The sequence below is a fragment of the Actinoallomurus oryzae genome (assembly GCF_039541955.1).
Taxonomy (GTDB): domain Bacteria; phylum Actinomycetota; class Actinomycetes; order Streptosporangiales; family Streptosporangiaceae; genus Actinoallomurus; species Actinoallomurus oryzae.
This window is the reverse complement of record NZ_BAABHF010000017.1, coordinates 1-26,556: the sequence shown is the minus strand read 5'-3', so window position 1 is coordinate 26,556 and position 26,556 is coordinate 1. Positions and strand designations below refer to the sequence as shown.

General features: G+C 72.0%; 25 protein-coding genes. 10 read left to right on the top strand and 15 right to left on the bottom strand.

Annotation, left to right across the window (positions count from 1 at the left end):
* Positions 1-3 precede the first annotated feature (3 nt).
* Together ABEA10_RS12970 and ABEA10_RS12965 are read right to left on the bottom strand one after the other, a co-directional pair.
* Positions 4-993, bottom strand: a complete 990-nt coding sequence (locus ABEA10_RS12970) for a molecular chaperone DnaJ (RefSeq protein ID WP_345462318.1) — start codon at positions 991-993, stop codon at positions 4-6.
* Positions 990-1,784 (bottom strand): NUDIX hydrolase, encoded by a 795-nt coding sequence (locus ABEA10_RS12965; RefSeq protein WP_345462315.1) that lies wholly within the window; start codon positions 1,782-1,784, stop codon positions 990-992. The genes ABEA10_RS12970 and ABEA10_RS12965 overlap by 4 nt, the downstream gene beginning before the upstream one ends.
* Positions 1,785-2,006: 222 nt before the next feature.
* On the opposite strand from ABEA10_RS12965, the gene ggt reads away from it, so the two are divergent.
* From ggt to ABEA10_RS12950, 3 genes are all read left to right on the top strand, one after another.
* Entirely contained in the window at positions 2,007-3,818 is a 1,812-nt protein-coding gene (gene ggt, locus ABEA10_RS12960; protein WP_345462312.1) for a gamma-glutamyltransferase, read from the top strand.
* 105 nt (positions 3,819-3,923) lie between these two features.
* Positions 3,924-4,247 (top strand): divalent-cation tolerance protein CutA, encoded by a 324-nt coding sequence (gene cutA, locus ABEA10_RS12955; protein ID WP_329257515.1) that lies wholly within the window; start codon positions 3,924-3,926, stop codon positions 4,245-4,247.
* A 105-nt stretch (positions 4,248-4,352) separates the two neighbouring features.
* On the top strand, positions 4,353-5,192 hold the full coding sequence (locus ABEA10_RS12950) for an oxygenase MpaB family protein (protein WP_345462308.1): 840 nt from the start codon (positions 4,353-4,355) through the stop codon (positions 5,190-5,192).
* Between the two features lie 4 nt (positions 5,193-5,196).
* Here ABEA10_RS12950 and ABEA10_RS12945 read toward each other — a convergent pair whose 3' ends face one another.
* From ABEA10_RS12945 to ABEA10_RS12935, 3 genes are read right to left on the bottom strand one after another with little or no spacing between them, the layout of a single operon-like run.
* The gene (locus ABEA10_RS12945) at positions 5,197-5,781 is read right to left on the bottom strand and encodes a hypothetical protein (protein ID WP_345462305.1); all 585 of its coding nucleotides are present in this window, start codon (positions 5,779-5,781) and stop codon (positions 5,197-5,199) included.
* The gene (locus ABEA10_RS12940) at positions 5,778-6,053 is read right to left on the bottom strand and encodes a hypothetical protein (RefSeq protein ID WP_345462302.1); all 276 of its coding nucleotides are present in this window, start codon (positions 6,051-6,053) and stop codon (positions 5,778-5,780) included. The genes ABEA10_RS12945 and ABEA10_RS12940 overlap by 4 nt, the downstream gene beginning before the upstream one ends.
* Before the next feature lie 59 nt (positions 6,054-6,112).
* A complete protein-coding gene (locus ABEA10_RS12935) occupies positions 6,113-6,760 on the bottom strand; it encodes an HAD-IA family hydrolase (RefSeq protein ID WP_345462299.1) in 648 nt (215 codons plus the stop codon).
* A gap of 51 nt (positions 6,761-6,811) precedes the next feature.
* Between ABEA10_RS12935 and ABEA10_RS12930 the strand changes: the two genes are divergently transcribed.
* On the top strand, positions 6,812-8,017 hold the full coding sequence (locus ABEA10_RS12930) for an ROK family transcriptional regulator (RefSeq protein WP_345462296.1): 1,206 nt from the start codon (positions 6,812-6,814) through the stop codon (positions 8,015-8,017).
* A gap of 211 nt (positions 8,018-8,228) precedes the next feature.
* On the opposite strand, the gene ABEA10_RS12925 is transcribed toward ABEA10_RS12930, so the two are convergent.
* The 6 genes from ABEA10_RS12925 to pucD form a co-directional block, all read right to left on the bottom strand.
* Positions 8,229-8,918 (bottom strand): alpha/beta fold hydrolase, encoded by a 690-nt coding sequence (locus tag ABEA10_RS12925; protein ID WP_345462293.1) that lies wholly within the window; start codon positions 8,916-8,918, stop codon positions 8,229-8,231.
* A 2-nt stretch (positions 8,919-8,920) separates the two neighbouring features.
* On the bottom strand, positions 8,921-9,493 hold the full coding sequence (locus ABEA10_RS12920) for a histidine phosphatase family protein (RefSeq protein WP_345462290.1): 573 nt from the start codon (positions 9,491-9,493) through the stop codon (positions 8,921-8,923).
* Positions 9,494-9,537: 44 nt separating this feature from the next.
* On the bottom strand, positions 9,538-10,653 hold the full coding sequence (ald, locus tag ABEA10_RS12915; RefSeq protein WP_345462287.1) for an alanine dehydrogenase: 1,116 nt from the start codon (positions 10,651-10,653) through the stop codon (positions 9,538-9,540).
* Positions 10,654-10,754: 101 nt separating this feature from the next.
* The gene (locus ABEA10_RS12910; protein WP_345462284.1) at positions 10,755-12,227 is read right to left on the bottom strand and encodes a potassium/proton antiporter; all 1,473 of its coding nucleotides are present in this window, start codon (positions 12,225-12,227) and stop codon (positions 10,755-10,757) included.
* Positions 12,228-12,380: 153 nt separating this feature from the next.
* Entirely contained in the window at positions 12,381-13,001 is a 621-nt protein-coding gene (locus tag ABEA10_RS12905; protein ID WP_345462281.1) for an FMN-binding negative transcriptional regulator, read from the bottom strand.
* Between the two features lie 62 nt (positions 13,002-13,063).
* A complete protein-coding gene (pucD, locus tag ABEA10_RS12900; RefSeq protein ID WP_425550905.1) occupies positions 13,064-15,280 on the bottom strand; it encodes a xanthine dehydrogenase subunit D in 2,217 nt (738 codons plus the stop codon).
* A 515-nt stretch (positions 15,281-15,795) separates the two neighbouring features.
* Between pucD and ABEA10_RS12895 the strand changes: the two genes are divergently transcribed.
* The 4 genes from ABEA10_RS12895 (at position 15,796) to ABEA10_RS12880 (ending at position 21,181) form a co-directional block, all read left to right on the top strand.
* Positions 15,796-17,094: a helix-turn-helix domain-containing protein gene (locus ABEA10_RS12895; protein WP_345462275.1), complete on the top strand. Its 1,299-nt coding sequence runs from the start codon at positions 15,796-15,798 to the stop codon at positions 17,092-17,094.
* Between the two features lie 338 nt (positions 17,095-17,432).
* On the top strand, positions 17,433-19,475 hold the full coding sequence (locus ABEA10_RS12890; RefSeq protein WP_345462272.1) for a bifunctional copper resistance protein CopD/cytochrome c oxidase assembly protein: 2,043 nt from the start codon (positions 17,433-17,435) through the stop codon (positions 19,473-19,475).
* Between the two features lie 108 nt (positions 19,476-19,583).
* The gene (locus ABEA10_RS12885; protein WP_345462269.1) at positions 19,584-20,540 is read left to right on the top strand and encodes a TIGR03621 family F420-dependent LLM class oxidoreductase; all 957 of its coding nucleotides are present in this window, start codon (positions 19,584-19,586) and stop codon (positions 20,538-20,540) included.
* Between the two features lie 83 nt (positions 20,541-20,623).
* Positions 20,624-21,181, top strand: a complete 558-nt coding sequence (locus tag ABEA10_RS12880; protein ID WP_345462266.1) for a retropepsin-like aspartic protease — start codon at positions 20,624-20,626, stop codon at positions 21,179-21,181.
* A gap of 70 nt (positions 21,182-21,251) precedes the next feature.
* Here ABEA10_RS12880 and ABEA10_RS12875 read toward each other — a convergent pair whose 3' ends face one another.
* Positions 21,252-22,301 (bottom strand): S1C family serine protease, encoded by a 1,050-nt coding sequence (locus tag ABEA10_RS12875; RefSeq protein WP_345462263.1) that lies wholly within the window; start codon positions 22,299-22,301, stop codon positions 21,252-21,254.
* A 177-nt stretch (positions 22,302-22,478) separates the two neighbouring features.
* On the opposite strand from ABEA10_RS12875, the gene ABEA10_RS12870 reads away from it, so the two are divergent.
* A complete protein-coding gene (locus ABEA10_RS12870; RefSeq protein WP_345462260.1) occupies positions 22,479-23,375 on the top strand; it encodes an RNA-guided endonuclease InsQ/TnpB family protein in 897 nt (298 codons plus the stop codon).
* A gap of 133 nt (positions 23,376-23,508) precedes the next feature.
* Here the strand turns inward: ABEA10_RS12870 and ABEA10_RS12865 are convergent, their stop codons facing one another.
* The 3 genes from ABEA10_RS12865 to map form a co-directional block, all read right to left on the bottom strand.
* A complete protein-coding gene (locus ABEA10_RS12865; RefSeq protein ID WP_345463065.1) occupies positions 23,509-24,252 on the bottom strand; it encodes a metal-dependent hydrolase in 744 nt (247 codons plus the stop codon).
* Between the two features lie 172 nt (positions 24,253-24,424).
* Positions 24,425-25,393, bottom strand: coding sequence for a DNA polymerase ligase N-terminal domain-containing protein (locus ABEA10_RS12860; protein WP_345462257.1), 969 nt, complete (start codon positions 25,391-25,393; stop codon positions 24,425-24,427).
* A gap of 33 nt (positions 25,394-25,426) precedes the next feature.
* Positions 25,427-26,275, bottom strand: a complete 849-nt coding sequence (gene map / locus ABEA10_RS12855) for a type I methionyl aminopeptidase (RefSeq protein ID WP_345462254.1) — start codon at positions 26,273-26,275, stop codon at positions 25,427-25,429.
* 58 nt (positions 26,276-26,333) lie between these two features.
* Between map and ABEA10_RS12850 the strand changes: the two genes are divergently transcribed.
* Positions 26,334-26,507, top strand: a complete 174-nt coding sequence (locus ABEA10_RS12850; RefSeq protein WP_329257579.1) for a hypothetical protein — start codon at positions 26,334-26,336, stop codon at positions 26,505-26,507.
* The last annotated feature ends 49 nt before the right edge of the window (positions 26,508-26,556 follow it).

Genomic DNA, 26,556 nt, shown 5'->3' with positions numbered 1-26,556 from the left:
GGTTCAGGTTCCTTCCGTCGAGGTGGTGGCAGGCAGGTGGAACGGCCGGAAACGGCGCGGGCCGTACAGCCGTTCGAGCAGTTCGTCGAGTTCGGCGAGCAGCCGCCAGGCGTCCTGGGGTCGACGGTGCGGCGCGGGGAGCAGGCAGCCGCGCGCGAACGCCCGCAGCGCCCTGGGCGCGCGATCGGCCATGAGGTAGGTCATGCAGCGGGTGGCCATGAAGATGTCGGTGCCCTGGCAGGCCGGCTCGCGCGCGGGGACCTCCGGCGGATACCAGCCGGCCCGGCGGGGGACCATGGCCGGCACCCGCCCGCTGCGGTCCGGGTGGCAGCCGGGCACCGCGTAGCACCAGTCGACCAGCACGAGGCCGTGCTCCTCAGGGTGGATCAGCACGTGCTCGGGCAGCACCGCGCCGTGCAGCACGCCGGCCCGGTGCGCGAAGCCGAGCCCGACCAGCAGCCGCCGCCACATCCACGCGACGTCCCGAGGGTCCACGCCGCCGGGGTGGGCGGCGCGCACGTCGGTGAGCGGATGGAAGCCGTCCAGGCGGGCGGTGGCGTTGACGCGGCGTTCGGTGCCCGTCGCCTCGTCGCGGTGCCGGAAGCTCTCCAGCAGGCGCGGGACGTACGGCAGGAACCGCCCGTCGCCGTCCTTGGGCAGCTGCCGCAGCGCGACGGCCTCGCGTTCGAGCAGGTCGTTCACGCCCGGGTCGCGCGGGATCTTGACCATCGCGTCGCCCGCGTCGTACAGGTTGGCCAGGTCGCCGCGGACCGGCGCGGCGCCCAGCGCGTACGACGCGCGGCGCGTGCGGATCGTCACCGGCCCGTACGCGCGCCACAGCGCGGTCAGCCGGTCGAAGGCCTCACGCGGGCCGCCGGCGTCCGGGTGGACGAGCCGGACCAGCCGCCGGTACGCGCGGGGGCCGTCGGCGCCGAAGAGGTCGGCGGGCGTCCGCGCGGTCTCGATGAGGCGCACGGCCTCGGCCCGGATCATCGGATCTCCTCCTCGCGCGAGGGCCGCAGCAGGGCCGGGTGGAGCAGGCGGGCGTCGCCGGCGCGGTAGAGCCGGGCGCGCGGGCCGCCGCGGCGGCCACCGCGGTCGGAGGTCGCGCCCGTGCTCTCGACGAACCCGGGCACCGACAGGACCTTGCGGTGGAAGTTGCCGGCGTGCAGCTCCTCGCCCCAGACGGTCTCGTAGACGGCCCGCAGCTCCGGGATGGTGAACTCCGGCGCGCAGAAGGTGGTCGCGAGCGCGGTGTACTCCAGCTTCGAGCGGGCCCGCTCGAGCCCGTCGGTGAGGATGGCCGCGTGGTCGAAGGCCAGCCGCCGGGTCGTGCCGGGCCGCTGTGAGCCGTGCCCCGTCAGCCCGAGGGACGGCACGGGCGTCCACGCCGCGTCGGCGGCGTCACTGCCCGCCCGGGGCTCGGGCATCTCGGGGGCGAAGGCCAGGTAGGCGACGGAGACGACGCGCATGCGCGGGTCGCGCTCCGGCGCGCCGTAGGCCGCGAGCTGCTCCAGGTGGACCCGGTCCAGGGCGTCCGCGTGGACGCCGGTCTCCTCGGCGAGCTCGCGCGCGGCGGCCGCGTCGAGGCCTTCGGCGTGCGCGCCGCTCCGGACGAATCCGCCGGGCAGCGCCCACCGGCCCTCCTGCGGCGGCACGCCGCGCCGGACGAGCAGCACGTGCAGCGCGCCGTCGCGGATGGTCAGCGCCACCACGTCGATGGCGACCGCGACGGGGTCGTAGGCCCGCGGGTCGTACGACGCCAGGAACTCCTCGTCACCCATGAGTCCTTCTCAATCTGAGTCAATCTCTAACTGAGAACAACGTACGTCAGAGGGAGATCGTGTGTCGAGCCCGTTTTTGCGGTAGTTGGCGGCGGAACGCCGCTCTTGGCCTGTTCCGGACCGCGACGAGGGGTAGGTCGGTGATCTCGTAGATCTCCGGCCCACGGGATGGCACAGTGGGGGGCGCGTTCCTCGAGAAGCGCCGGACGATCAGGAGACGCAATGCGCCGACCCGCCGCCGTCATCGCACTCGCCACCGCCGCACTGGCGACGCTGGTGGTGCCCGCCCAGGCGCGGCAGCCCGCCGCCCACGCGCCCAAGGACCAGAAACAGGCGGTCGCGGTCGGGTACGGGGGAGCGGTCTCCAGCGTCGACCTGGACGCCAGTAGGAGCGGCATCGAGGTGCTCCGGCACGGCGGCAACGCCGTCGACGCCGCCGTGGCCACCGCGGCCACGCTGGGCGTCACCGAGCCGTACGTCTCGGCCATCGGTGGAGGCGGCTACTTCACCTACTACGACGCGCGCACGCGCAAGGTCTACACCTTCGACGGCCGGGAGACCGGTCCGGCGAAGATGACCAAGGACTTCTTCATCGACCCGAAGACCGGCAAACCGCTGTCGTTCGACGAGGCCGTCACGAGCGGGCTGTCCGTGGGCACGCCGGGCACGCTCGCCACCTGGGACTCCGCCCTGCGCCGCTTCGGCTCCCGCCGCCTGGGCGACCTGCTCCAGCCCGCGATCAAGGTGGCGAAGAACGGCTTCACGGTCGACCAGGAGTTCGTCGACCAGACCACGGTCAACGAAGACCGGTTCAAGGACATCGTGCCGACGCGCGAGCTGTTCCTGCCCGGCGGCGAACCGCCCGCGGTCGGCTCGACGTTCCGCAACCCCGACCTCGCCGCGACGTACGAGCAGATCGCCAAGAAGGGGCTCGGCTGGTTCTACGGCGGCGAGCTGGGCAAGGAGATCGCGAACACGGTCCAGCACCCGCCCGTCGACCCGAACGCCACGCGGAACGTACGGCCCGGCGTGGTGCAGACCTCCGACCTGGCGCGCTACAAGGTCGTCCGGCGCGACCCCACGCACGTCGACTACCGCGGACTGGACGTCTACGGCATGGCGCCCTCCTCCTCGGGCGGTTCGACCGTGGGCGAGGCGCTGAACATCATGAAGCAGTTCAAGCCCACCGACCCGGTCGACGCGCTGCAGGTCTACCTCGAGGCGTCCAAGCTCGCCTACGCCGACCGCGGCGCGTACGTCGGCGACCCCGCGTACGAGGACGTCCCGCTCAAGACGCTGCTGTCGGACCGGTTCGCCCGCTCGCGCGCCTGCCTGATCAAGCCCGGCCAGGCGCTGACGCCGCCGGTCGCCCCCGGTGACCTGAACGGGGAGGGCTGCACGACCCCGTCGGGCTCCGGCCAGCGGCTGCCGTACGAGGGTCCGCAGACCACGCACCTGGTCGCCACGGACAAGTGGGGCAACGTCGTCTCCTACACGCTGACGATCGAGCAGTTCGGCGGAAGCGGGCTCACCGTGCCGCACCGCGGGTTCCTGCTGAACAACGAGATGACCGACTTCGACTTCACGTCGTCGACTCCGGCGGGCTTCCCCGATCCGAACCTGCCCGCCGCCGGCAAGCGGCCGCGCAGCAGCATGGCGCCGACGATCGTGCTGAAGAACGGCCGCCCGCTGCTGGCCGTCGGCTCGCCGGGCGGCTCGACGATCATCACGACGGTGCTGCAGATCCTGATGAACCGCATCGACCTCGGCATGACGCTTCCGGAGGCGGTCGAGGCGCCGCGCGCCACCCAGCGCAACACGGCCCAGACCGCCGCCGAGCAGGCGTTCATCGACAAGTACGGCGCGGCGCTGAAGGCCAAGGGGCAGGACTTCGTGCTGTTCCCCGGCCCGCCGGCGGGCGTGATCGGCTCGGCCGCGGCCCTGGAGTTCCTCGGCGGCGGCAAGGTGGAGGCGGTGGCCGAGAAGGTCCGCCGCCACGGCGGCAGCGCGCTGGTCGCCGTCCCCGCCCGCTGACCCCGGGGCCGCCCGGCGTCCGGGAGTGAGGCCGTCGCGTGCGATCTCCCGCCGCGGGATCGGACCTGGTCACGGAGCTACGATCAGCGGGGAAGGAGTCGCTGTATGGCCGAGGCGTACGTCCAGGTGACGACGACCACCGATTCGCGCAAGGAGGCCGCCGAGCTCGCCAGGGCGGCGGTCACCGGGCGTCTCGCGGCCTGCGCCCAGCTGGTCGGCCCGATCGCCAGCACGTACTGGTGGGAGGGGGAGATCGAGTCCGCCGAAGAATGGATGGTGCTGTTCAAGACCACCACCGACTGCTTCGCGGACCTGGCCGCCCAGATCACCGAACAGCACTCGTACGACACGCCCGAGATCATCGCGACTCCGGTCGTGGCGGGCAGTGCCGAATACCTGTCCTGGGTGCGGGAGCAGACGACCGGGTGAGCTGATCCTCTGGGGGCCGGTCGGGGTGTGACGCCTGCCATGAGAGGGTAATAAGTCAGTACTTATCAATGTTTCGTCGGCGTCTGCCCTCGAGGACGGTGAGCGGTGAGCGAGGACTACGGCCTGTTCGGTCCCGGCTCCGTGACCTGGCGTGTGATGGCCGAGCCCGTACAGATGATCGGCGGCTTCCGCGCCCTCATCCTGCAGGCGCTGCACCCGCCGTCCATGTGGGGCACCGCGCAGAACTCCGAGCTCATGGACCCGCACGCCGCCTGGGCGCGCCTCGGCCGCACGATCGAGTTCGTCCGCGTCCGCACGTACGGCACGCACGCCGAGGTCGAGCGGGTCGGCCGCCGGGTGCGCAACCTGCACTCACGGCTGAGCGGCCTCAACATGGACACCGGCGAGGTGTTCCCGGTCGACGCGCCGGAGAACCTCCTGTGGGTGCACATGGGAGAGGTCGACTCCTACCTCGACGTGGCGCTGCGCGCCGGCGTCCCGCTGTCGCGGGCGGACGCCGACATGTTCGTGGACGAACAGCGCCGGTCCGGCGCGGTCGTCGGCCTGGACCCGGCGGACATCCCCGCGTCGGTCGCCGAGATGCGTGACTACTACGCGGAGATGCGGCCGAAGATCTATGCCTGCCGGGAGGCGAAGGAGGGGCTGCGGCGGCTGTTCAACCCGACCGTGCCCCGCCAGTGGCTACCGCTCAAGCTGGCCGCCCCGGGCATCGCGACGCTCGTCGTGGCGACCCTGCCGCGCTGGGCCCGCCGCATGTACGGCCTGCCGGCCACGCCGTTCGAGGACCTGTGGGCGACGACCTGGCTGAAGGCCCTGTACCGGGGCACGCAGGTCGTCCCGGAGGCGTGGCGCTACTCCCCGGACGCCCGCCGGGCGCGCGAGCTGACCCGCGAGAGCGGCGCGGACCTGGCCGCCGCCTCCTGAGTTCTCACTGTTCGGCGGGTTCGTTCAGGCGGCGCTTGTAGTAGGCCCAGGGCGAGTCGAAGTCGGACGGGACGATGAGCTGCCACCCTTCTTCTTCCAGGAGGCGCCGGCGGCGGCGCGAGGGCCACCACAGCCGCCGGTGCTCCCACTTCCGGGGCGAAGCCTCGACGAGGTGGAAGAGGTAGCCGTAGTCGACGACGTGCCAGCCGCGCCGGCCCTCCTTCTCCAGCGCCTCCATCTCGTTGAAGGCGTGCAGCGGCTTGAGCACTCTGCGGGCGGGGCCGTCGCCCGGGGCGGAGTCCGTGCGCTCGGTGGCCGGGAGGCCGAAGCGCTGCTGGGCGGCCTGGCGGCTGATGCCCAGGAGCCGCCCGAGGGCCTCCCAGCTGTGGCCTGCGGTGCGGGCGCCGGTGATCGACTGGCGCAGCAGACGGCTGGTCTCCTCCGCGGCGACGGTGGACGCGGCGACCATGAGCAGGTGGGCGTCCGGGTCGTCCTCGAGCCCCTCACGGCCCTGCTCGCAGGCGGTCAGCACGGCTTCGGCGACGGCCTCGCGGATGGCGTTCGCCTGGTCGTCCGTGAGATGGCTCACTGAGTGTCCCCCTCGTCGCCGGTGGCCGGAGGAAGCGGCTCCAGCTCGTCGAGGCGGGCGGCGTCGGCGGCGTCCCTGGCCTGCGCGCGCAGTGTGGAGGCCGCCGTCACCACCCCGACGACGAAGGTCGTGAACGCGCTGACGGCGAAGAGGATCCACAACGCCAGGCTGTCGTACATGCTCTGCATCGCCAGCAGGAACGCCGTGAGGAGCAGCAGGCCGGACGTGGCCGCGATCCCGGAGAACGGGGTACCGGAGGCTTGACGTGTCATGGTGTCAAGGATTCATTGACACCGTTCGGATGTCAAGGATTCGTTGACACTCCCGTCCGTCACGGCCGCACGCGCGAGCGCTCCAGCAGGTGGGCCAGGCGGCCGAGATCGGGCAGCCGGAGGTCGCCGTCGAGCCCCCGCAGGGCCGCGGTGCGCATTCCCGCGGAACGCCCGGCGGCGAGGCCCGGCGCGGAGTCCTCGACGACGAGGCAGGCGGACGGCGCGACGCCCAGCAGGGTGGCGGCGCGCAGGTAGCCCTCGGGGTCGGGCTTGGCCGCGCGTACGTCGTCGAGCGTGACCAGCACCGGTGGTTCGATGCCCGCCGCCTTGAGCCGCTGCTCGGCCAGCCGGTCGTCGGCGGTCGTCACCACCGCCCAGGCGAGGCCCGCCCGGTCGAGTGCCGCGAGCAGGTCGTGCGCGCCGGCGGTCGCGGTGACGTCGGCGGCGTCGTCGTACTCCAGGTCCTCCTGGCGCCGCGCCGCGGCCGTCACCGCCTCCTCGCCGAGTCCGGGCAGGAGGTTTCGGATCGTACGGATCGCCGGATGGCCGTGCGCGACCGCGAGCACCGTCTCGACGTCCAACTCGTGCTCGCGGGCCCAGGCCGCCCAGGCGCGCTCGATCGTGCCGTCGGAGTCGACCAGAGTGCCGTCCATGTCCAGGAGCACGGCCTCGACGCTCGCGAGGTCCAGCCGTCCCTGTTCCACCATGCCTCCCCGTAATAAACTCGTGCGACGAGCATAAACGAGGGAGTGGCATCGATGGCAAGCCCCGCGTTTCGGCAGGGGGCGATCCGTGCCCGCAACGCCCGCTGGCGCGGTGCGCTCGCCGTGCTGGAGGAGATGCGCCGCGAACCGGGAGTGACCCGCGCCGCGGTGGCGCGCCGGCTCGGCCTGACGACCGGATCGGCCACCGAGATCACCGCCCGGCTGCGCGACCTCGCGCTGCTCACCGAGACGCAGGCCGCGACATCCGGACGGGGCCGTCCGACGACCGTGCTCGGCCCGCACCCGCAGGGCCCGCTGGTCGTCGCGGTCGACATCCGGCAGGAGGACTGGCGGTGCGCGGTCGCGGCACTCGACGGCGCACCGGTCGTCGCGGAGGCCGAGGCGCACACGCACGGCGACCCGGACGCCTCGATCGCCGCCATCGCGCAGGCGGTGCGCCGCGTCCACGACCGTCACGGCGATCGCGTCAGAGCGGTCTCGGTGGCGGTCGCCGCGACCGTACGGAACGGCGGCGTCGTCCAGTCCGCCACGCTCGGCTGGGGGGACGCGGTCGACCTGCGCGCGCTCACGGCCGACCTGAGGGTTCCCCTGCTGATCGGCAACGACGCGACGCTCGCGGGCGTGGCCGAGGCACGCCGGGGCGCCGCCGCGGGCGCCGCCGCGGCCCTGTACGTCACGATCGAGGTCGGCGTCGGCGGCACCCTCGTCGTCGACGGCCGGGCGGTCGACGGCGCGACCGGCGCGGGCGGCGAGTTCGGGCACCTGCCGTTCGGCGACTCGGCGCTCCGCTGCCCGTGCGGGGCCCGCGGCTGCTGGGAGTTGACGGTCGACGGCCGCGCCATCGCCCGCCACCTGGGCGATCCTCCGCCTCGCGCCCCCCGCGGCTATGGCCTGGAGGCCCTCCGCAGGGCACCGCGCGAGGCGGCCGTACGGTCCGCGGTGGGGCGGGCCGCCGAGGCCTTCGGCGGCGGGCTGGCCGGCCTGGTCAACGCGCTGGACCCGGACGTCGTCGTACTCGGGGGGCTCGCGGAGCCGCTCCGCGCCGCGGCCGAGCCGCGGTTCACCGCCGCGCTGACGGACGGGCTCATGCGGTTCCGCCGCGCCGCCCCGCCTCCGGTGGTCGCCGCCGCGCTCGGCGAGACCGGAGCCCTCCACGGAGCGGCGGCCTCCGCGCTCGACCAGGTCCTCACCGAGGACGGTCTGAACGCATGGGCGGCGGAGCGCTCCCCGGCGATGTGACCGTGCGTGCACCGCGGTCGTCCACAGCCGGTTCCCGCACCTTCCGCGGCACCGCGGCGGCGCTGGACGATGGAGCCTGACTCGGTCGCGGCAGGAGCGCCGGTGCGGGTGTTCCTGGTCGGGCGGCGTTCGGGGTGTCCGAGCGGTGGCGGGTCCGGGCGTGAGCGCCCCGGCATGGTTCGCCGGGGCTCGCGTCTCAGGCCAGGAAGTCTCAGGCCAGGAAGGCGTCGATGTGTGCGGCGAATTCCTCCGGGCGCGCCTCGTGTACCAGGTGGCCCGCGTCGACCGTGACCAGGCGGCAGTCCGGGATCACGCGTGCCATCCGTGCGATCGCCTCCTGCGGGAGGTGGCTCGTCGCGCCGCCCGCGACGATCAGGGTCGGCGCGGTGATCGCGGCCAGGAGGTTCCAGTGGGCCGGGTCCGGGTCGTTGCGCTGCCGCCGGATCGCCGCGACCATCTCCCAGTCGAACGGCGCCGGCTCGACCCGCTCCTCGTCGGTGACGGTGCGCGGCGGATCGGCGGGCACCGGCGGCGGTGGTTCCTCCAGCACCAGCCGGTCCACCCGCTCCGGCCGCCCGCCCGCCAGCAGGTACGCCACGACGGCCCCCATCGAGTGGCCCACCACGGTCACCCGGTCCAGGCCGAGCGCGTCGAGCAGGCCGAGGACGTCGTCGCGCATCAGCTCGAAGGAGTACTCCGCGCACCGGTCGCTCTTCCCATGTCCGCGCAGGTCGGGTGCGTACACTCGGCGTTTCTCGGCCAGACGGCGCATCGGCCCGGCCCACGCGGACCCGTCCTCGCCGAGCGCGTGCAGCAGCACGACGGGAGGCGCCGTCTCCACGCCCGCCACGCGGCAGGCGAGCCGTACGCCGCCGACGTCGATCATCAACGGTTCGTCCATCGTCAGCTCGGGGGGACGTTCCAGGAGGCGATCACCGGTTGGTCGTGTTCGGTGCCGAGCGCGGAGAGCGTGCCCGTGTCGAGCCGGAACAGCCGGCCGTCGCCGGCGGGCAGGCCCAGGCGGCGGGCGGTCAGGACGCGCAGGACGTGTCCGTGCGCGGCGAGTGCCACGTCGCCGTCGGCCAGGGCCGGCCGTACGCGCTCCAGGACCGCGTCCGTCCGGGTGCCGACCTGTTCGACCGTCTCGCCGTCGATCACACCGTCGCGCCACAGGTACCAGCCGGGCCGCTCCTCGCGGATCTCCGGCGTGCTCCGGCCCTCGTACGCGCCGTAGTCCCACTCCCACAGGCGTTCGTCCGTCTCCGTCCCGGTGAGCCCGGCGAGCTCCGCGGTGCGCCGGGCCCGCTGGGCCGGGCTGGTCAGGACGAGCGCGAACCGCCGGCCCGCGAGCAGGGGCGCGAGCGCGCGGGCCTGCTCCTCGCCCTTGGGCGTCAGCGGCACGTCGGTACGGCCCGTGTGCCGGCCCTCACGGGCCCATTCCGTCTCACCATGCCGCAGCAGGATCAATTCCCCCATATGCGGCACACTACGGGACGTCCTCCTTCAGGGAGGAGTGCCGGTCAGACGAGAAGTTCGTCCAGCTCCACGTGGTCGAGCCCGTGAGCCTCGGCGACCGGGTAGCTGGTGAGGCGTCCCTCGTGCGTGCTGAGGCCCTGCGCCAGCGCCCGGTCGTCGGTCACGGCCTGCCGCCAGCCCTTGCCGGCCAGCGCGATGGCGTACGGCAGGGTGACGTTGGTCAGCGCGTACGTGGAGGTGTTGGGCACCGAGCCCGGCATGTTCGCGACGCAGTAGAAGACCGAGTCGTGCACCGTGTAGGTCGGATCGTCGTGCGTCGTCGGACGGGAGTCCTCGAAGCAGCCGCCCTGGTCGATGGCGATGTCGACCAGCACCGAGCCGGGCTTCATCCGGGCGACCAGGTGGTTGGAGACCAGCGTGGGCGCCTTCGCGCCGGGGATCAGCACCGCGCCGATGACCAGGTCGGCGTCGAGCACGGCACGCTCGATGGCGTACGTGTTGGACATCAGGGTCTTCAGGCGGCCCTGGTAGATCGAGTCGATGTGGCGGAGCCGGTCGATGTTGACGTCCATGATCGTGACGTCGGCGCCCATGCCGACGGCGATCTGAGCGGCGTTCAGGCCGGAGACGCCGCCGCCGATGACCACGACCTTGGCCGGAGCCACGCCGGGGACACCGCCGGGCAGCACGCCGCGCCCGCCGTTGAACTTCATCAGGTTGTACGCGCCGACCTGCGGGGCGAGCCGCCCGGCCACCTCGGACATGGGCGCGAGCAGCGGCAGCGAGCGGTTCGGCAGCTGCACGGTCTCATAGGCGATCGAGGTGACCCCGGAGCCGAGGAGCGCGTCGGTGCAGGCGCGCGACGCGGCGAGGTGCAGGTAGGTGAAGAGCGTCTGCCCCCGGCGCATCCGGTGGTACTCCGGCTCGATCGGCTCCTTGACCTTCAGGATCAGCTCGCCGGTCTCCCACACGTCGTCGGCGGTCTCAAGGATCTTGGCCCCGGCGCCGATGTAGTCCTCATCGGGGATGTTCGAGCCCGCGCCGGCGTCGCGCTCGACGAAGACGTCGTGGCCGTGGCGCACCAGCTCGTGCGCGCCGGCCGGCGTCATGGCGACGCGGTACTCGTTATTTTTGATCTCGCGCGGTACGCCGACCCTCACGATGCCTCCCTCAATTATGTTCCTCACCAAGGGTGCGACGAGGACGACCAGAATCGCGATGAGCAGCATGTATTGCTATCCCCAAGGATGCTGACACACTGTCACGTCCTGGGCGTGTCGTCCGCCTTCGTGAAGACGGTTTCGAGATGCGGCGCGTCGTCCGCCAGGACCAGCACCTCGTCGCCGGCCTGCATCTCGGTGCCGGAGCGTACCGGGACCAGGCGGCCCTCCCGGATCACGAAGCTCACCCAGGCGTCCTCGCCGCACGGAAGGTCGTCGACGGTCGCTCCGTCGGCGGGGGAGCCCGGCGCGACCTGGTAGCGGTGCAGCCCCTCCGGCTCCTCCTGAAAGCGTACGCCCAGGCTCCAGGGCTCGGGTTCGACCACGCGCAGCGGTATGCCGAGCCGGTGCGTGAGGGTGGGCACCGTCCCGCCCTGCACGATCACCGAGAACGCCACGACCACGAAGATGATCGCGTACGCCCGCTCGGCGTCCGGCACCCCGGCCTGCAGGATGAAGGTGCCGAGGAGGATGGGCACCGCGCCCTTCAACCCCGTCCAGAGCACGAAGACCCGTTCGGACCGCCGGAGCCGGACCGGCAGCAGGACGAGTCCGACGAAGACCGGGCGGATGACGAAGGCCAGCGCCAGCGCGAGCAGCAGGCCGATCCAGAGCGCCCCGCCGTGCGGCAGGTCGCGGACCCTGATGGTCAGCCCGAGCATGATGAACGCGACGATCTCACCGAGGCTCGCCAGCGACGAGTGGAACCGTTCGATCTCCCGCTTGTACGGCGCGCGCTCGTCGCCCAGCACGATGCCGGCCGTGAACACCGCCAGGAAGCCCGAGCCGTGCGCGAGGGTCCCCAGGCCGTAGATCACCAGAGCGCCGAAGAGGACCCGCAGCGCGTACAGGCCCGCGGCGGGGAGCGGCACGCGCCGCATGAAGGCCAGCAGGAGCAGGCCGCCCGCGATGCCGACGGCCGCCCCGATCACCATCTGCCGGCAGAACTCGACGACGACCTCTCCGGCGGAGTGCCAGCTCGCGCCACCCGCGCCCAGCAGCGCCACCATCAGCGCGATGCCGACGGGGTCGTTCGCGCCCGACTCGCCCTCCAGCAGCGTGCCGGTGCGCCCGGCGATCTCCCGCCTCCCCAGCACGGAGAAGACCACGGCCGGGTCGGTGGGGGAGAGCGCGGTGCCGAGCAGCATCGCGATGCGCCAGTCGAGGCCGAACGCCTCGTGGGCCAGGACCGCCGTGGCCACGGCGGTGACGAGCGTGCCGGCCACGCCGAGCCACAGCGTGGCGCCGGGCGCCGAGCGGAACCGGCGGCGGCCGATGTTCATGCCGCCGTCGAAGAGGATCACGGTCAGCGCGACGGTGACGATCTCCTCGACGGCGGGTATCCCGACGGTGCCGAGGCCGGGCCACAGGGCGGAGGCGACCGCCGCGCCCACCAGGAAGATCGCCGGGCCCGGCACCCGCAGGCGTTCGCCGAACCGGCTCGACAGCACGGCCATCGTGCCGATCAGCGCGACCAGCAGAACGGCCCGGCCGAAGGGTTCGACGTCGGTCATGGCACTGCCTTCCCCGAGGGTCACCAAGGACAGCGCCGACCAGACTTCCCGGCACACCAGTTCTTAACGCTACCTAAATATGTCTTCCGGGCGGTATTCAGAGCCCGCGCGGATGGGAACTCCGCTCCTGCGCGCCCCTGTCCACACGGGCTCTTACCGGCGCCGCAGCGCGTGCTGGCGGGCCGCGATGTCGGCCCGGGTCCCGCGCTCCTCGAGCCGGTCGGCGATCTCCCGGACATGGGCGGCGTCCTTGTTCCCGCCGTACTTGAACTTGGCCCGCACGCCGGTGACGGTCAGCTGGAGCCCGCGGATGCCGGGCATCAGCCGCCGGTCCGGGTCCTCCTCGGCCGCGACCGGGAGCCGCGCCGAACCCGGCTCGAAGTGGGCGAGCTGCCGGTCGAGGATCGCGGCCTTCTCCGCGGGGTCGTCGACGACGCGGACGTCGCAGGCCAGCTGCACGGTCGCGTAGTACGACGTCGGCACCCCGCGCTCGACCGCGCCGCCGGGCGCGGTGTTCCAGTCCGAGGGGATGTAGGTGTAGTCGTCGATCACGGTGAGCAGGGCGCGCGGACGCTCTTCGAGCGGCTCCCAGACCGGGTTGGGCCGCGCGAGGTGCAGCCACACCGTCCGCTCGCCGTCGAAGACGAAGTGGGTGGGCACCACGACCGGCAGGTCGCGGTCGCGCCCGCCCGCGATCAGCTGCCCGAAGTCACGCTCGGCGAGCCAGGCGCGCCATTCGTCGTCTTCGGCCGAATCCCAGGGGTGTACGAGCACTGCGAACCTCCGATCGGGGGGTGACGCGGAGAAGAGTAAAGGAATCCCCCGACGGCGCCGTCTCAGGCCAGGACTTCGCGGACGCCGCCGTAGGCGCCCACGATGTGCTCCGGGCGCACCGGCACCCGCGTGAGCGGCGCGCCGCAGGCGTCGCGCACGGCGGCCACGATCGCCGGCGTCGAGGACAGCGTGGGCGGCTCACCGGCGCCCCGCAGCCCGTACGGCGCGTGCGGGTCGGGATGTTCGAGGACGCGCAGGCGCATCGGCGGCATGTCGAGGATCGTGGGGATGAGGTAGTCGGTGAAGGACGGGTTGCGGATGCGCCCCTCCCGCACCTGGATCTCCTCCATGAGCGCGAGGCCGAGCCCCTGGGCCGTGCCGCCGTGGATCTGGCCCTCCAGCGCGACCGGGTTGAGGATCTTGCCGACGTCCTGCACGGCGGCCAGCTCGACCACCTTGACCAGGCCCAGCTCGACGTCCACGTCGACCACCGCCCGGTGCACGCAGAAGGCGAACTGCGTGTGCGAGTCGCCCTGGCCGGTGCGCGGGTCCAGCGGCGCCGTCGGCCGGTGGTGGAACTCCCGCGTCTCCTCGACGACCCGGCCGCCGAGCACCTCGGCGAGCGGGACCGCGGCGTCGCCGGCGACGACGTGCCCGCCGCGGAGCGTGCCGCCGGGCATCCCGGCGAGACGCAGCACCCGCTCCCGTACGGCCTCGCAGGCGGCGCGTACGGCACCCCCGGTCATGTACGACTGGCGCGACGCGCTGGAGGAGCCCGCGGAGCCGACGGTCGTGTCCGCGGGCGCGACGGTCACCCGGTCGACGCCCAGCTCGGTCCGGGCGATCTGCGCCTGCAGGGTGACCAGGCCCTGCCCGACCTCGGCGGCGGCGGTGTGCACCAGCACGACCGGCTCGCCGCCGGACACCTCCAGCCGCACCCGGGCGGTGGACAGGTCGTCGAACCCCTCGGAGTAGCAGATGTTCTTGATGCCGATGCCGTACCCGACGCCGCGGACGACGCCCTCGCCGTGCGTCGTGTTGGACACGCCGCCGGGGAGGTTCCGCAGGTCGCCGGTGTCGGGCGGCGGGGGCATCGGGAAGTCACGGACGCGGCGCAGCATGGCGGTGAGCGGCGCGGGCATGTCGACGACCTGCCCGGTCGGCAGGCGTGAGCCCTCCGACAGCGCGTTGCGCACCCGGATCTCGACCGGGTCCAGCCCGCACGCCTCGGCGAGCCGGTCCATCTGCGACTCGTAGGCGAAGCAGGCCTGCACGGCGCCGAAGCCGCGCATCGCCCCGCACGGCGGGTTGTTGGTGTACACGCCGTAGGCGTCGATCATGACGTTCGGCACGTCGTACGGGCCCGCGCCGAGCGAGGCGGCGTTGCCGACCACCGCGGGCGTGGACGAGCAGTACGCCCCGCCGTCGAGGATGATCTCGGCCTTGACGTAGACCAGCCGGCCGTCCCGATCGGCGCCGTGCTCGTAGCGCAGGGTCGCCGGGTGGCGGTGGACGTGGCCGGAGAAGGACTCCTCGCGGCCGTAGACGATCTTGACCGGGCGGGCCGTGTGGAGTGCGAGCAGGCACGCGTGGACCTGCATCGACAGGTCCTCGCGCGCGCCGAACGCGCCGCCCACGCCCGACAGGGTGAGCCGGACCTTCTCCGGCGGCAGGCCCAGCACCGGGGCGATCTGCTCCTGGTCGACGTGCAGCCACTGGGTGGCGATGAACAGGTCGACGCCGCCGTCCTCGGCCGGCACGGCGAGCCCCGACTCCGGGCCGAGGAACGCCTGGTCCTGCATGCCCACCTCGTACTCGCCGGTGACGACCACGTCGGCGGTGAACACCTCGCCGGTCCGCACCGGCTGGTGCCGTACGACGTTGCCGCGCTCGTGCACCTTCGGGCAGGCGGGGTCGAGAGCGGCGGCCCGCGCGTCGGTCACCGGCTCGCGTACCTCGTAGTCCACCTCGATGAGGTCGCAGGCCCGGCGGGCGGTCTCGGGGTGGTCCGCGGCCACGATCGCCACGGCTTCGCCCTGGTAGCGGACCTGGTCGATGGCGAGGACGGGCTGGTCCTTCAGCTCCAGGCCGTAGTGCTTGGCGCCGGGGACGTCCTCGTGGGTGAGCACCGCGTACACGCCGGGGAGCCGGAGCGCCTCGGTGACGTCGATGCCGCGGATCGCGGCGCTGGGGTGCGGGCTGCGCAGCGTGGCGCCCCACAGCATGCCGTCCATCCACAGGTCGGAGGAGTAGGCGAAGGCGCCCCGGACCTTCAGCACGCCGTCCGGGCGGACCGCGCTGTCGCCGACGCCGCCCGCGAACGAGCGCCCGGTGACCGGTGCGCCCTCTCGTGCGTACGGACCGTCCTGCTGCGTCACGACGCCCACCTCCCGTCTCTACCCGCCACTCAGCGCAGTAGAGCAGGCGCGGAGGAGAAAGAGACTGGGACGATCTCACGAAACCGGCGGCGCTCTTTGGCGAGATCTCCCGATATGCCGCATATGAGTCGGTCCGCGGGGCCGATGTCGGCGGGCCCCGCGGACGCGCCTCCGCCATCTTTCGCCAGATGCTTCTGGAAGAAGCCGGAGAAAACTATCCTTTTAAGAGAAGGACGTCAGCAGCAGTGGAACACTCCGGGTGGACCGGAGTGGCCGGCGCTGATGACGGCGGCGGTCGCGGGCGTGCTCCCGGCGCCGAGCGAAATACCGGTTACCACCACGAGCATGGTCACGGCTCTCATGAGTCGGTTCATGCGAACGGCCTCCATTAAGCGTTCGAGTAAAAGCAGGTAAATGTGGACAGTCAAGTAACACTCGGGCAAAGAATCCGGATGACGCGGATTCGTCAGGGTCTGTCACAGGCGCAGTTGGCCCTCCCGGAGCTGTCCGATAGTTACGTTTCCCTGATCGAGAGCGGTAAGCGCATACCGACGCCCGACGTCGTGCGGTTGCTGGCCCGCAAGCTGGGCTGTTCGCCCTCGTACCTGTCCAGCGGCATCGACGAGCACGTCCAGGACCAGATGCGCGTGACGCTCGAGTACGCCGAGATCGCCCTGCAGAACGGCGAGGCGGCGGAGGCCCGTGACCGGCTCACCGAGCTGCTGGCCGACCCCGACCTCGCCTCACTGCCGGAGTACGCCCGCCGGGCCCGCTGGGCGCACGCGCTCGCGCTGGAGGCGACGGGCGAGCTCGACGAGGCGATCGGGGAGTTCGCCGCCCTCGCCGCGGTGCTGTCACCCGACTACGACACCGAGGAATGGATCCGGCTCAACATCGCGATGTCACGCTGCCACCGGGAGAAGGGCGACGCCGCGCGCAGCGTCGCCGTGGCCGAGGGCGCCTTCGCGCGCGTCACCGGACGGTCCGGTCCGTGGAGCGACGAGGCGGTCAAGCTCGGCGCGACGCTGGTCGGCGCCTACCTCGAACGCGGTGACCTGGTCAGCGGCGGGCAGCTCGCCGAGCGCCTGATCGAGCAGGCGGACGCGATCGGCAGCCCGGCCGCCCGCATGGCCGCCTACTGGGAGGCGGCCATCGTCGCCCGTTACCAGGCCGACTTCGAGAAGGCCGTGACGTACGGCGAGCGCGCCCTGGCGCTCCTCGGCGAGGCCGCCGACCTGCGCAACCTCAGCCGTCTGCGCGGCGAGTACGGCACGCTGATGCTCCTGGCCCGTCCGGACGACGCCGAACGCGCCCGCGACGAGCTGCAGCGGGCGACGCGGGAGATGACCGCCACGGCGGCCGGCGGAATCGACATCGCCCGGTGCCTGACCGAGCTGGCCCGCGCCGAGCTCGCGCTCGGCCAGCCGCGCAAGGCGGCCGACCGCGCCACTGAGGCCCTCGACCTGCTCGGCGACGAGCCGCGTCCGGCCACCGCCGGCGCGCTCATCGTGCTGGCGGAGGCCCGCATCCGCCTCGACCGCGCGGAGTCCGCGGTCGAGGTGCTCGACCGGGCCATGGAGTGCCTGCGGCGGATGGAGCCCTCCCGCGAGGCGGCCGAGGGCTGGTTCAACCTCGCCGAGCTGCTGTCGCAGACCGGTGACGAAGAACGCCGCACCGAGGCGTACCGGAACGCACTGAACTGCGCGGGCCTGTGACCTACGGTCCGGACACCCCGCGGTGCGCCGCCGGCGACCGGTGAGGCCGGCAGTGGCCGGCGCGGCGCGCGGGGCGCGAAATCACCAAGTGTTCGCGTCGAAAAGGCCAGTCGGCGCGGGCCGTTGCCCGGTGGTGAATAAGGTGGGAACGTCCGTGGTGCCCGTCCACCTCTGAGAGATCGACCTCGCCTCCATGACGAACCTTCACCGGCCCGAGCGCCGACCGCGCCGCGTGCCCGCGACCCGGGGGCGTCTCATCGGCCCGCCGTCCGGTCGCGCTACGAACGGGGCCGGCGAACCGGCCCGTCGCACCCCCCGCGCTCCCGAGGCCGGGTTCCATGCGTAGGCCGGGCGTGGCCATCGCGGCGGCGGCCGCGATCATCGGCATCGGCGTCATGGTCGTCGCCGGGCTCGCCGGCGGCGCGCTGCGCGAGCAGGTGATCCCCGGGCTGAGCGACGCCGGCACGCTGACCCGCTGGGGGCTGCCCGTCTCCCGCTTCGTCATGGAGGCCGGCGGCACCCTGACCGTCGGCGTCCTGCTCGGCGCCGCGGTGCTGCTCCCGTCGACGCGCGGCGTGCTCGACCCGCACGCCGTCCGCTACCTGCGGGGCGCCTCGTGGATCGCCGCGGCCTGGGCGGCCGGCGCCGCCGCCACGCTGATCTTCACGGTGTCCGACATCCTCGGCATACCCGCCGGAAAGATCGTCGGCGGCAGTGAGCTGTCCAGCTACGTCGGGCAGATCCCGCAGGGCACGGCGCTGATGTTCGTGGTGCTGCTCGCCGCGCTCATCGCGCTGCTGGCCCGCACCGCCGCCACGCCGGGCAGCGCCGCGGGCCTGCTGGTCGTGGCGCTCGTCGCGCTGCTGCCGCCCCCGCTCACCGGGCACTCCTCGTCCTCGCCCAACCACGAGCTGGCCATCAGCGGCCTGGCGATGCACATCCTGGCGCTGTCGCCCTGGGTGGGCGGCCTGATCGCGCTCGTCTGGCACGCCACGCACGACGGGGACCATCTCGGCGTCGCCGCCGGGCGGTTCAGCCGGATGGCCCTGTGGTGCTACGTCGCCGTGGGCGTCAGCGGGGCCGCCAACGCCGTCTCCCGGCTGCCCGACCCGTCGCTGCTCTACACCACCGACTACGGGCGGCTGGTCCTGGTCAAGCTGGCCCTGTTCGTCGTCTTGGGGGTCTTCGGCTACCTGCACCGCGAGCGCACCCTGCCGGCCCTCATGGCGCACAACCCCAAGGGCTACGCCCGTCCGGCCGTGACCCGCCCGCCGTGGGCGTTCGTCCGCCTCGCCGGGGTGGAGATCATGGTCATGGCCGCGACCCTCGGCGTCGCCGTCGCGCTCGCCCGTACGGCCCCGCCCGCCGTGACCACCAACGAGGACGCGGTCACCAGCGTCATCGGATTCCCGATGCCGCCGCCGATCACGGTCGGGCGGCTCGCGACGATGTGGCGGCCGGACCTGTTCTTCGCCGTGCTCGTCATCGTGCTCGCCGGCCTGTACGCCGCGGGCGTCGCGCGGCTGCGCGCACGCGGCGACGCCTGGCCGGTCGGCCGGACGATCTCCTGGGGACTCGGCCTGGTCACGATCGTCGCGGTCACGATGACCGGGATGGCGACGTACTCCCCGGTGCTGTTCAGCACGCACATGATCCAGCACATGGTCCTGTCGATGCTGAGCCCGATCCTGCTCGTGCTCGGCGCCCCGGTGACGCTCGCGCTGCGCGCGCTGAAGCCCGCCGCGATCCGCGGCGACCGCGGGCCGCGCGAATGGCTGACGATCGTCCTGCACAGCCGGACGCTGCGGTTCATCGGCCATCCCGCCACGGCCACGGTCATCTTCATCGCCAGCACGTACACGGTGTACTTCACGCCGCTGTTCGGCTACCTCATGCGCGCCCACATCGGGCACCTGGCGATGCTCGTGCACTTCCTCGCCTCCGGCATCCTGTTCTTCTGGGTGCTGATCGGCGTCGACCCGACGCCGCGCAAGCTGCCGTACGTGGCCAAGATGCTCCTGCTGTTCGTCACGATGCCGTTCCACGCGTTCTTCGGCATCGCGCTGATGAACCTCGGCAAGCCGCTCGCGGCCGGGTGGTACACCGCGCTGCACCGTCCGTGGGGCACCTCGATCGTGGCCGACCAGCACACCGGCGGCGCGATCGCCTGGGCGTTCGGCGAGATCCCGACCTTCATCGTGCTGATCGCGATGGTGTTCCAGTGGTACGCCGACGACCAGCGGCTGGCGCGGCGGCTCGAACGGCGGGCCGACCGGGCCGAGGCGGCGCAGACCGACGACGAGCTGGCCGAGTACAACGCCTACCTCGCCTCGCTCGACAAGCGCCCTCCATCGGCCTCCGCGTCTCCGCCGCAGGAATAGCGCGATCTCAGCCCGGATGGCTCATCCGCGGTCTTTCCGCTTCCGGCGATTCCGCCCCCCGGCGTACGGCCATGGCGCCGGGCCGCGGGGTGCGGCAGCGTAACGGACATGGCTGACTATCGTTTCTCGTTCGACCTTCTCGACGTCGGCTCCCGCGAACGGTTCATCGAGACCTGCCGGCGCGGCGAGGCGTACGGGTACGACACGGTGTTCGCCGCCGACCACCTGGGGTTCGCCGCGCCGTTCCCGGCCCTGGTCGCCGCGGCGGCGGCCACCGAACGGCTGAAGGTCGGCACGCTCGTGCTGAACGCGGCGTTCTGGAATCCGGCCCTGCTGGCCCGCGAGGTGGTCACGACCGACGTGCTCACCGGCGGGCGCCTGGAAGTCGGTCTCGGCTCCGGGCACATGAAGTGGGAGTTCGACGAGGCCGGCATCCCGTGGGAGTCCTTCGGCCCGCGCGCGGACCGGCTGGAACAGGTGATCGAGGAGCTGGGGCGGCTGTTCGCCTCGGAAGGGTACCCGCAGCACGCGGCGACGCGGGAGGCGCTGGGCCTGCCGACGTTCGGGCCCGTCCAGCGGCAGGGCTTCGGCGGGTCCGGGCCGCCGCTGATCGTCGGCGGTACGGGCGACCGGGTCCTGCGGATCGCCGCCGAGCACGCCGACATCATCGCGGTCGCCGGGCTGTACCAGATCAAGGGACGGCCGCCGGGCACCTTCCGGCTCGGCACCGCCGAGGAGGCGGCCGAGCGCGTCCGGTACGCCCGTGAGCGGGCGGGCGACCGCGCCGGGCAGGTCGAGTGGCACGTGCTGATTCAGCTGGTCCTGGAGACCGACGACCGCGAGGCCGCCGCCGAGGGCCTGCTGGAGCGGTACGGACACACGATGACCGTCGAGGAGATCCTCGACACCCCCTTCCTGCTCATCGGCACGGTCGAGCAGATGGCCGAGCAGATCCTGCGCGACCGGGAGCGCTTCGGGTTCACCTACTACACCGTCCACGGCCCGTTCATGGACGCGTTCGCGCCCGTGATCGAACGGGTCCGTGCCCTCGCGAAACCGTCCTGACCAGCGAAGACCCTCCCCGTCGGTAACGTGACCAGGGCTGACGATCACGGGTAAGGAAAGCCTCACGCGGGAACGTCCGTCCTGTGTCCCGCACTGTGATCACCGGTCTGCTGCTGACGGCGGCGTTGCAGATCGCCATCGGCTGCGCTCACTCCCGTGTCGGCGCGGTCCAGAGCCCGCGTCCGGCCGGCCATCCGATGGCCGCGTCACCGTCCGGACGGGCACCGACGTCCTCGCCGACGGCGCGTCCGGGCGAGGTCACGCTGCCGATGCGGGTGGTCCGCGGGAACGGAGGCACGCTCGTCTACGTGCCGATGAAGGTCAACGGGCACGGGCCGTACGAGTTCGTGCTGGACACCGGCTCCTCCAACTCCTCGGTGGACCGCAGCCTGGTGCGCCGGCTGGGCCTGCCGCGCACCGGGCAACAGCATCCCGTGCAGGGAGTGACGGGCAGCGGCATGGTGCCGGTCGTCCGCGTCCACCGTTGGACGCTCGGCGGCCTGCCCATGCACGGTAGGTCGCTGTCGGTCGTCGACCTCGGCATCGGCGTGGCCGGCCTGCTGGGCTCGGACGAGCTGTGCCGGTTCGGCAACGTGATCCTGGACTTCCGGCACAACAAGCTGGTCATCCAGCCCCGCTGAGCGAATCGAGGCGAGAGCCTCTGTACCTCAGTGGGATTTCCGATGGCGGCCGGTGCACACCACACAAGCGCTAGCCGGGGAGCTGCCCGAGGGTGATCGTCACCGTCTCCCGTGCGCCGTCGGGGCGCATGATCTGGGCCTTCACCTTCTGGCCGGGCTTCAGGGCGGCGAGCGCCTCGGCCAGGGCCGTCGTCGTCGGCGTGCGGACGCCGTTGATCGAGAGGATGACGTCGTCCGCGGCGATACCGGCCTTCTCCGCGGGGCCGCCCGGCGTCACCGAGACGACGCCGACGCCCTCGACTTCGCCCCGCAGGTCGACCACCGTGCGCACCTTGGCGCCGATCGCGGCGCGTCCGGACTCCTTGACCCGGCCCGAGGCGATGAGCTGGTCGGCGATGAGCTTGACGGTGTTGCTCGGAATGGCGAATCCGATGCCCGCCGCCGCCCCGCCGATCTGCGGGTCCGAGACGGTCAGCGTCGGGATGCCCACCACCTGGTTGGCCAGGGTCACCAGCGCGCCGCCGCTGTTGCCCGGGTTGATCGGCGCGCTCGTCTGCACGGCGCCGGCGATCGTCGCGCCGGGGAAGGCGCCCTCGCGCTGGGAGCTGACCGTACGCCCCAGCGCGGAGATGATGCCGTTGGTGACGCTCCCGGACAGCCCCAGCGGGTTGCCCATCGCCAGCACGATCTGGCCCACGGCCAGCCGCGCGGAGTCACCGAACGTCGCCGGCGTCAGCGGGGCGTTCTTGACCCGGACGACGGCGAGGTCGTTCGCGGAGAACTCCCCGACGAGCGTGGCGGGCAGCGGCCTCTTGGAGCTCGGCGTGGTCACCTGCAGTCGCCGTGCGCCCGCCACGACGTGGTCGTTGGTGACGATGTCGCCCTTGTTGTCATAGACGATCCCCGACCCGAGGCCCGAGTCCGTGTTGATCTGCACGACGGAGGGCAGCACCTTCTTGACGACCTGCTCGAACTGCTGCTCGAGCACGGTGCCGGTGACGGGCGTGCCCGCGCTCGCCGCGCTGGGCCGGGTGTCCCGGCGCGCCCTGGTGCCGCAGCCCGCGATCAGCGCCAGCCCGGCGAGCACCGCCAGGACGGACCGCGTGTGTCGCTCCATCATCAGAGTCTTCTGAGGGGACCGTCGCCTTTGGGCGACGGGGGGATCGGGAGCGGGCGGGCCGCCAGGGCCCGGGTGTGTCTTGGCCTGTCAGGTCTGCGCATCATAGATTTCCTTGCGGTTTTTGTCGGTGCGAGTCGATAGCGTGGTGTTGTCGTTACCGAGCGTGAGGGGGTGGGTGTGCGCAGGTCGTTCAAGTTCCTGCTGCGCCCCACCGGCAAGCAGGCCGTCGCGCTCACGCAGTGCCTGGAGGACCACCGGGAGTTGTGCAACGCCGCTTTGGAACACCGCCGTACGGCCTGCCGCAAAGCCGGGGTGAGGGTGCGGTACGGCGATCAGTCGGCGGAGTTGAAGCACATCCGCGCCGACGACCTTGATGGTCAGGGCCGGTGGTCGTTCTCTTCCCAGCAGGCTCGGTGGGACTCCCGGCCCCACCACCCGACCGTGACCTACGTGCGGTTGCAGGGCGTCGGGCATGTGCGGGTCCATCGGCACCGGCGTGTGCTGGGCACCGTCAAGACGATCGGCGTGAGGCGGGAAGGCGCCCGCTGGTTCGTCGTGCTGTCGTGTGACGATGTGCCCGCTGGGCGGCGGCGTAAGGCCGTCGCCCGTGTCGCCGCCCTGCACGCGAAGGTGCGGCGGCAACGCCTCGACAGTGCGCACAAGGCCGCGCTGAGGCTGGTCCGCGACCACGACGTGATCGCGGACGAAGCGCTCAAGGTCACCGACATGACCGAACGGGCAGCACCCAAGCCGGACGGCGGCGGCGGCCACCTGCCCAACGGCGCCGCCGCGAAGTCCGGGCTGAACCGTTCGATCTTGGATGCGGGTTGGGGGGTGTTCCTGACGATCTTGTCGCACAAGGCTGAAAGCGCCGGTCGGGAGCTGATCGCGGTGAACCCTGCCAACACCTCCCGCACGTGCGCCGAATGCGGGCATTGCGCGAAGGAGAACCGCATCACCCAGGCCGTGTTCGGGTGTACGGCGTGCGGGCATACCGCGCACGCCGACGTCAACGCGGCGATCAACATCTTGAGGGCAGGGCTTGCCCTTCGCGACGCTGCGCAAGCGGCTTAGCGAGAAGCCGCTCCCATCAGGAAGCGGAGGAGTCACGCACACTGCTGTTCCCAGCAGCCTCGGGCGGCAAGCCCTACGGCACGCCGGACCGGCCCATCCTTTGCCGGAGAAGGGAGATGGGCCGGTTTCGCGCTCAGCCGCGGTTGTGCTGGAGCCAGTTCACCGCGAAGCCGCCCGCCGACGTGCGGATCGCCAGGACGACCACGCCGAGGGTGAGGATCGGGGTGACCACCCACTTCTCGACGACGCCGTTGGTGCGCGGCACGATCGGGATCTCGAACCGCTTCTTCCACGGCCAGAACACCGGGCAGCCTTCCGGGGTGAGGCAGTCGGTGAACATGTGCATGAAGCAGCCGAGCCCCACCGACAGGCCCGCCCAGCCCAGGTAGTAGTGACCCATGAACAGGTCGATCCCCGGGCCGGCGAAGTGCATGCCGATCATGAGGAAGGTCAGGCCCAGCGCGAGGGCGCCGTTGATGATCACGTTGAAGTGCTCGCGCTCGGGGACGTGGATGCCGACCCCGCGCAGCCCGAGGCAGATGAGCAGGAAGAGCTCCACCCACCAGCCGGGCCGGAAGTACTGGGCGAGCAGGTCGGTGCCGAACGTCATCAACACGATGAAGAACAGGGAGTGCGTCGCGTGGCGGTGCCCGCCGGAGATCCACGCGACGCCCTTGCACACGACCTTCGTGACCGGCCCGAGCGCGTTGGCGATCGAGCCGGAGTGGTGGTCGATGTCGGGCAGCAGCGCCGCCCCCGCGCAGACGACGGAGCCGGCGACGATCTCGCCGGGCGTCATCTTCATTCCGTAGTCCGCGAGGAAGGGCACGAGGCCCAGCCACGCGACAGCCCCCGCTAGGGCGTGGGTATGCCCCATCATGCGTACATCACTCGCTTTGCCCGCGTAATAACCACGCGCGGACTGTAACGGGCCGGAGGCCCTCCACGCTGCGCGACGCGCCGGAACACATGCGGACGTTCACCGTGTGTCAGCGGAATTCGTCAGATTTCGGTCGCAGCGGGGGCCGGGCGAGGGCGCTGGGGCGGTGTCAGCCGCCGATCGGGATCAGGCGCCAGTCGGCCTTACCCGGCCGGTACGGCGCGTCGAGGCGCTTGGCGACGATTCCGGGAAGGCGCTGCTCGCGCGCCGCCTCCCGGACCGCCTCGCCGTCGTCGAACCAGGGCGCGGTCTCCCAGTGCGGACCGGACAGACCCAGCTCGCCGAGGAGCTCGCGACGACGCTCGTACGGCTCGTCCAGCAGCGACCGCCCGTCCAGGTAGAGCAGGTCGTAGATCATGTACGTCTCGCCGCCGGCGTCGGTCAGCTCGCCGTCGAGGACCGCCCGGTGGGACCCGAGCGCCTCGCCGAGCCCGCGCGGCGCCTTCGCGGGCCTGCCGTCCGCGGCGACGACACGCGCCGGCCCGCGCTCGCCGTAGGCGATCAGCCGCCGGCCGCCCCAGGCGAACTCGTAACCGTACTCGTCGTGCCGCCGCGGCAGCCGCGTGCGCTTCTCCGGCACGATCGGGCGTACGTCCTCGGGCATCGGGTCGGCGTCGGGGGAGACCGGCGGATCCAGCCGGTGGATCATCCAGTTCTTGCCGTTGGTGGGGAACAGGACGTACCGGCCCGAGACCCGGCCGCCGTGCAGCACGATCTTGACCTCGCGCTCGGTCCACTTCTCGGTCTCGTACGTGCCGCGGTCCCAGATCATCACCTGGCCGCCGCCGTACTCGCCCTGCGGGATCTCTCCGGCGAACGAGGCGTACTCCAGCGGGTGGTCCTCGGTGTGCACGGCGAGGTGGTTGACCTTCGGGTCGTCCGGCACACCCTTGGGCAGCGCCCACGAGACGAGCACGCCGTCGCGTTCGAGCCGGAAGTCCCAGTGCAGCCGCCGCGCGTGGTGCTCCTGGATGACGAACGTGTCGTCGTTGCCCTCGGGCAGCGGACCCTCCGCCGGGACCGGCTCCGGCGTACGGCGCGCGTCGCGTTTGCTGCGGTAGGTCCCTAGTTCCGCCATACGGCGTTGCGTACCCCGCGTCGCGGCGTTATCTCACGGGAGGGTGAGGATCTCCGCGCCGTCGTCGGTGACGAGAAGGGTGTGCTCGAACTGGGCGGTGCGCTTGCGGTCCTTCGTCACGACCGTCCACTTGTCGGGCCAGATCTCGTACTCGATCGTGCCGAGGGTCAGCATCGGCTCGATGGTGAACGTCATGCCCGGCTCGATGACGGTCGAGGCGTTCGCGTCGTCGTAGTGCGGCACGATCAGCCCGGAGTGGAACGTCGTGCCGATGCCGTGGCCGGTGAAGTCGCGGACCACGCCGTACCCGAACCGCTTGGCGTAGGACTCGATGACCCGGCCGATGACGTTGAGCCGCCGGCCGGGGCGCACCGCCTTGATGGCACGGGTCAGGGCCTCCCGGGTGCGGTCGACGAGCAGCCGGGACTCCTCGTCCACGTCGCCGACGAGGTACGTCGCGTCGGTGTCGCCGTGCACGCCGTCCTTGAACGCGGTGATGTCGATGTTGATGATGTCGCCGTCGCGCACGACCGTGTCGTCGGGGATGCCGTGGCAGATCACCTCGTTCAGCGAGGTGCACAGCGACTTGGGGAACCCGCGGTAGCCGAGCGTCGAGGGGTAGGCGCCGTGGTCGAGCATGAACTCGTGCCCGATGCGGTCGAGCTCGTCGGTGGTGACGCCGGGCTCGATGTGCTTGGCGACCTCGGCCATCGCCTGCGCCGCGATCCGGCCGGCCACCCGCATCCGCTCGATGATCTCCGGCGTCTTCACGTCGGGCTCACCGGTGCGGGGGAACTTCTTGCCGACGTACTCCGGGCGGGGGATGTTCGCGGGCACCGTGCGCATCGGCGAGACGCGGCCAGGACGGAGTTGCGTCGTCATGGTGTTGGAGTGTAGTGGCCTCTGAGGGGAACGATGACAAGTCGATCAGGAGGCGACGATGAGCGACGACGGCGAGTGGTTCTTCTGTCTCAAGCACAAGCGGGTCGAGCACGGCCCCGGATGTCCCGACCGCGACCGGATGGGCCCGTACGCCACCGAGACCGAGGCCGCGAACGCCCTCCAGCACGCACGCGAGCGCAACGAGCAGTGGGAGGCACAAGACGACGACTGACAGTGATGATGTAGATGAGCGCCTCCCGGCCGGGTCTGACCCAACGACT

Bases quoted from the DNA above. Each gene is read 5' to 3' on its own strand.
- ABEA10_RS12970 (WP_345462318.1), bottom strand. From the start codon at position 993: ATGATCCGGGCCGAGGCCGTGCGCCTCATCGAGACCGCGCGGACGCCC.
- ABEA10_RS12965 (WP_345462315.1), bottom strand. From the start codon at position 1,784: ATGGGTGACGAGGAGTTCCTGGCGTCGTACGACCCGCGGGCCTACGAC.
- ggt (WP_345462312.1), top strand. From the start codon at position 2,007: ATGCGCCGACCCGCCGCCGTCATCGCACTCGCCACCGCCGCACTGGCG.
- cutA (WP_329257515.1), top strand. From the start codon at position 3,924: ATGGCCGAGGCGTACGTCCAGGTGACGACGACCACCGATTCGCGCAAG.
- ABEA10_RS12940 (WP_345462302.1), bottom strand. From the start codon at position 6,053: ATGACACGTCAAGCCTCCGGTACCCCGTTCTCCGGGATCGCGGCCACG.
- ABEA10_RS12935 (WP_345462299.1), bottom strand. From the start codon at position 6,760: ATGGTGGAACAGGGACGGCTGGACCTCGCGAGCGTCGAGGCCGTGCTC.
- ABEA10_RS12930 (WP_345462296.1), top strand. From the start codon at position 6,812: ATGGCAAGCCCCGCGTTTCGGCAGGGGGCGATCCGTGCCCGCAACGCC.
- ABEA10_RS12925 (WP_345462293.1), bottom strand. From the start codon at position 8,918: ATGGACGAACCGTTGATGATCGACGTCGGCGGCGTACGGCTCGCCTGC.
- ABEA10_RS12920 (WP_345462290.1), bottom strand. From the start codon at position 9,493: ATGGGGGAATTGATCCTGCTGCGGCATGGTGAGACGGAATGGGCCCGT.
- ABEA10_RS12910 (WP_345462284.1), bottom strand. From the start codon at position 12,227: ATGACCGACGTCGAACCCTTCGGCCGGGCCGTTCTGCTGGTCGCGCTG.
- ABEA10_RS12890 (WP_345462272.1), top strand. From the start codon at position 17,433: ATGCGTAGGCCGGGCGTGGCCATCGCGGCGGCGGCCGCGATCATCGGC.
- ABEA10_RS12885 (WP_345462269.1), top strand. From the start codon at position 19,584: ATGGCTGACTATCGTTTCTCGTTCGACCTTCTCGACGTCGGCTCCCGC.
- ABEA10_RS12875 (WP_345462263.1), bottom strand. From the start codon at position 22,301: ATGATGGAGCGACACACGCGGTCCGTCCTGGCGGTGCTCGCCGGGCTG.
- ABEA10_RS12865 (WP_345463065.1), bottom strand. From the start codon at position 24,252: ATGGGGCATACCCACGCCCTAGCGGGGGCTGTCGCGTGGCTGGGCCTC.
- ABEA10_RS12860 (WP_345462257.1), bottom strand. From the start codon at position 25,393: ATGGCGGAACTAGGGACCTACCGCAGCAAACGCGACGCGCGCCGTACG.
- map (WP_345462254.1), bottom strand. From the start codon at position 26,275: ATGACGACGCAACTCCGTCCTGGCCGCGTCTCGCCGATGCGCACGGTG.
- ABEA10_RS12850 (WP_329257579.1), top strand. From the start codon at position 26,334: ATGAGCGACGACGGCGAGTGGTTCTTCTGTCTCAAGCACAAGCGGGTC.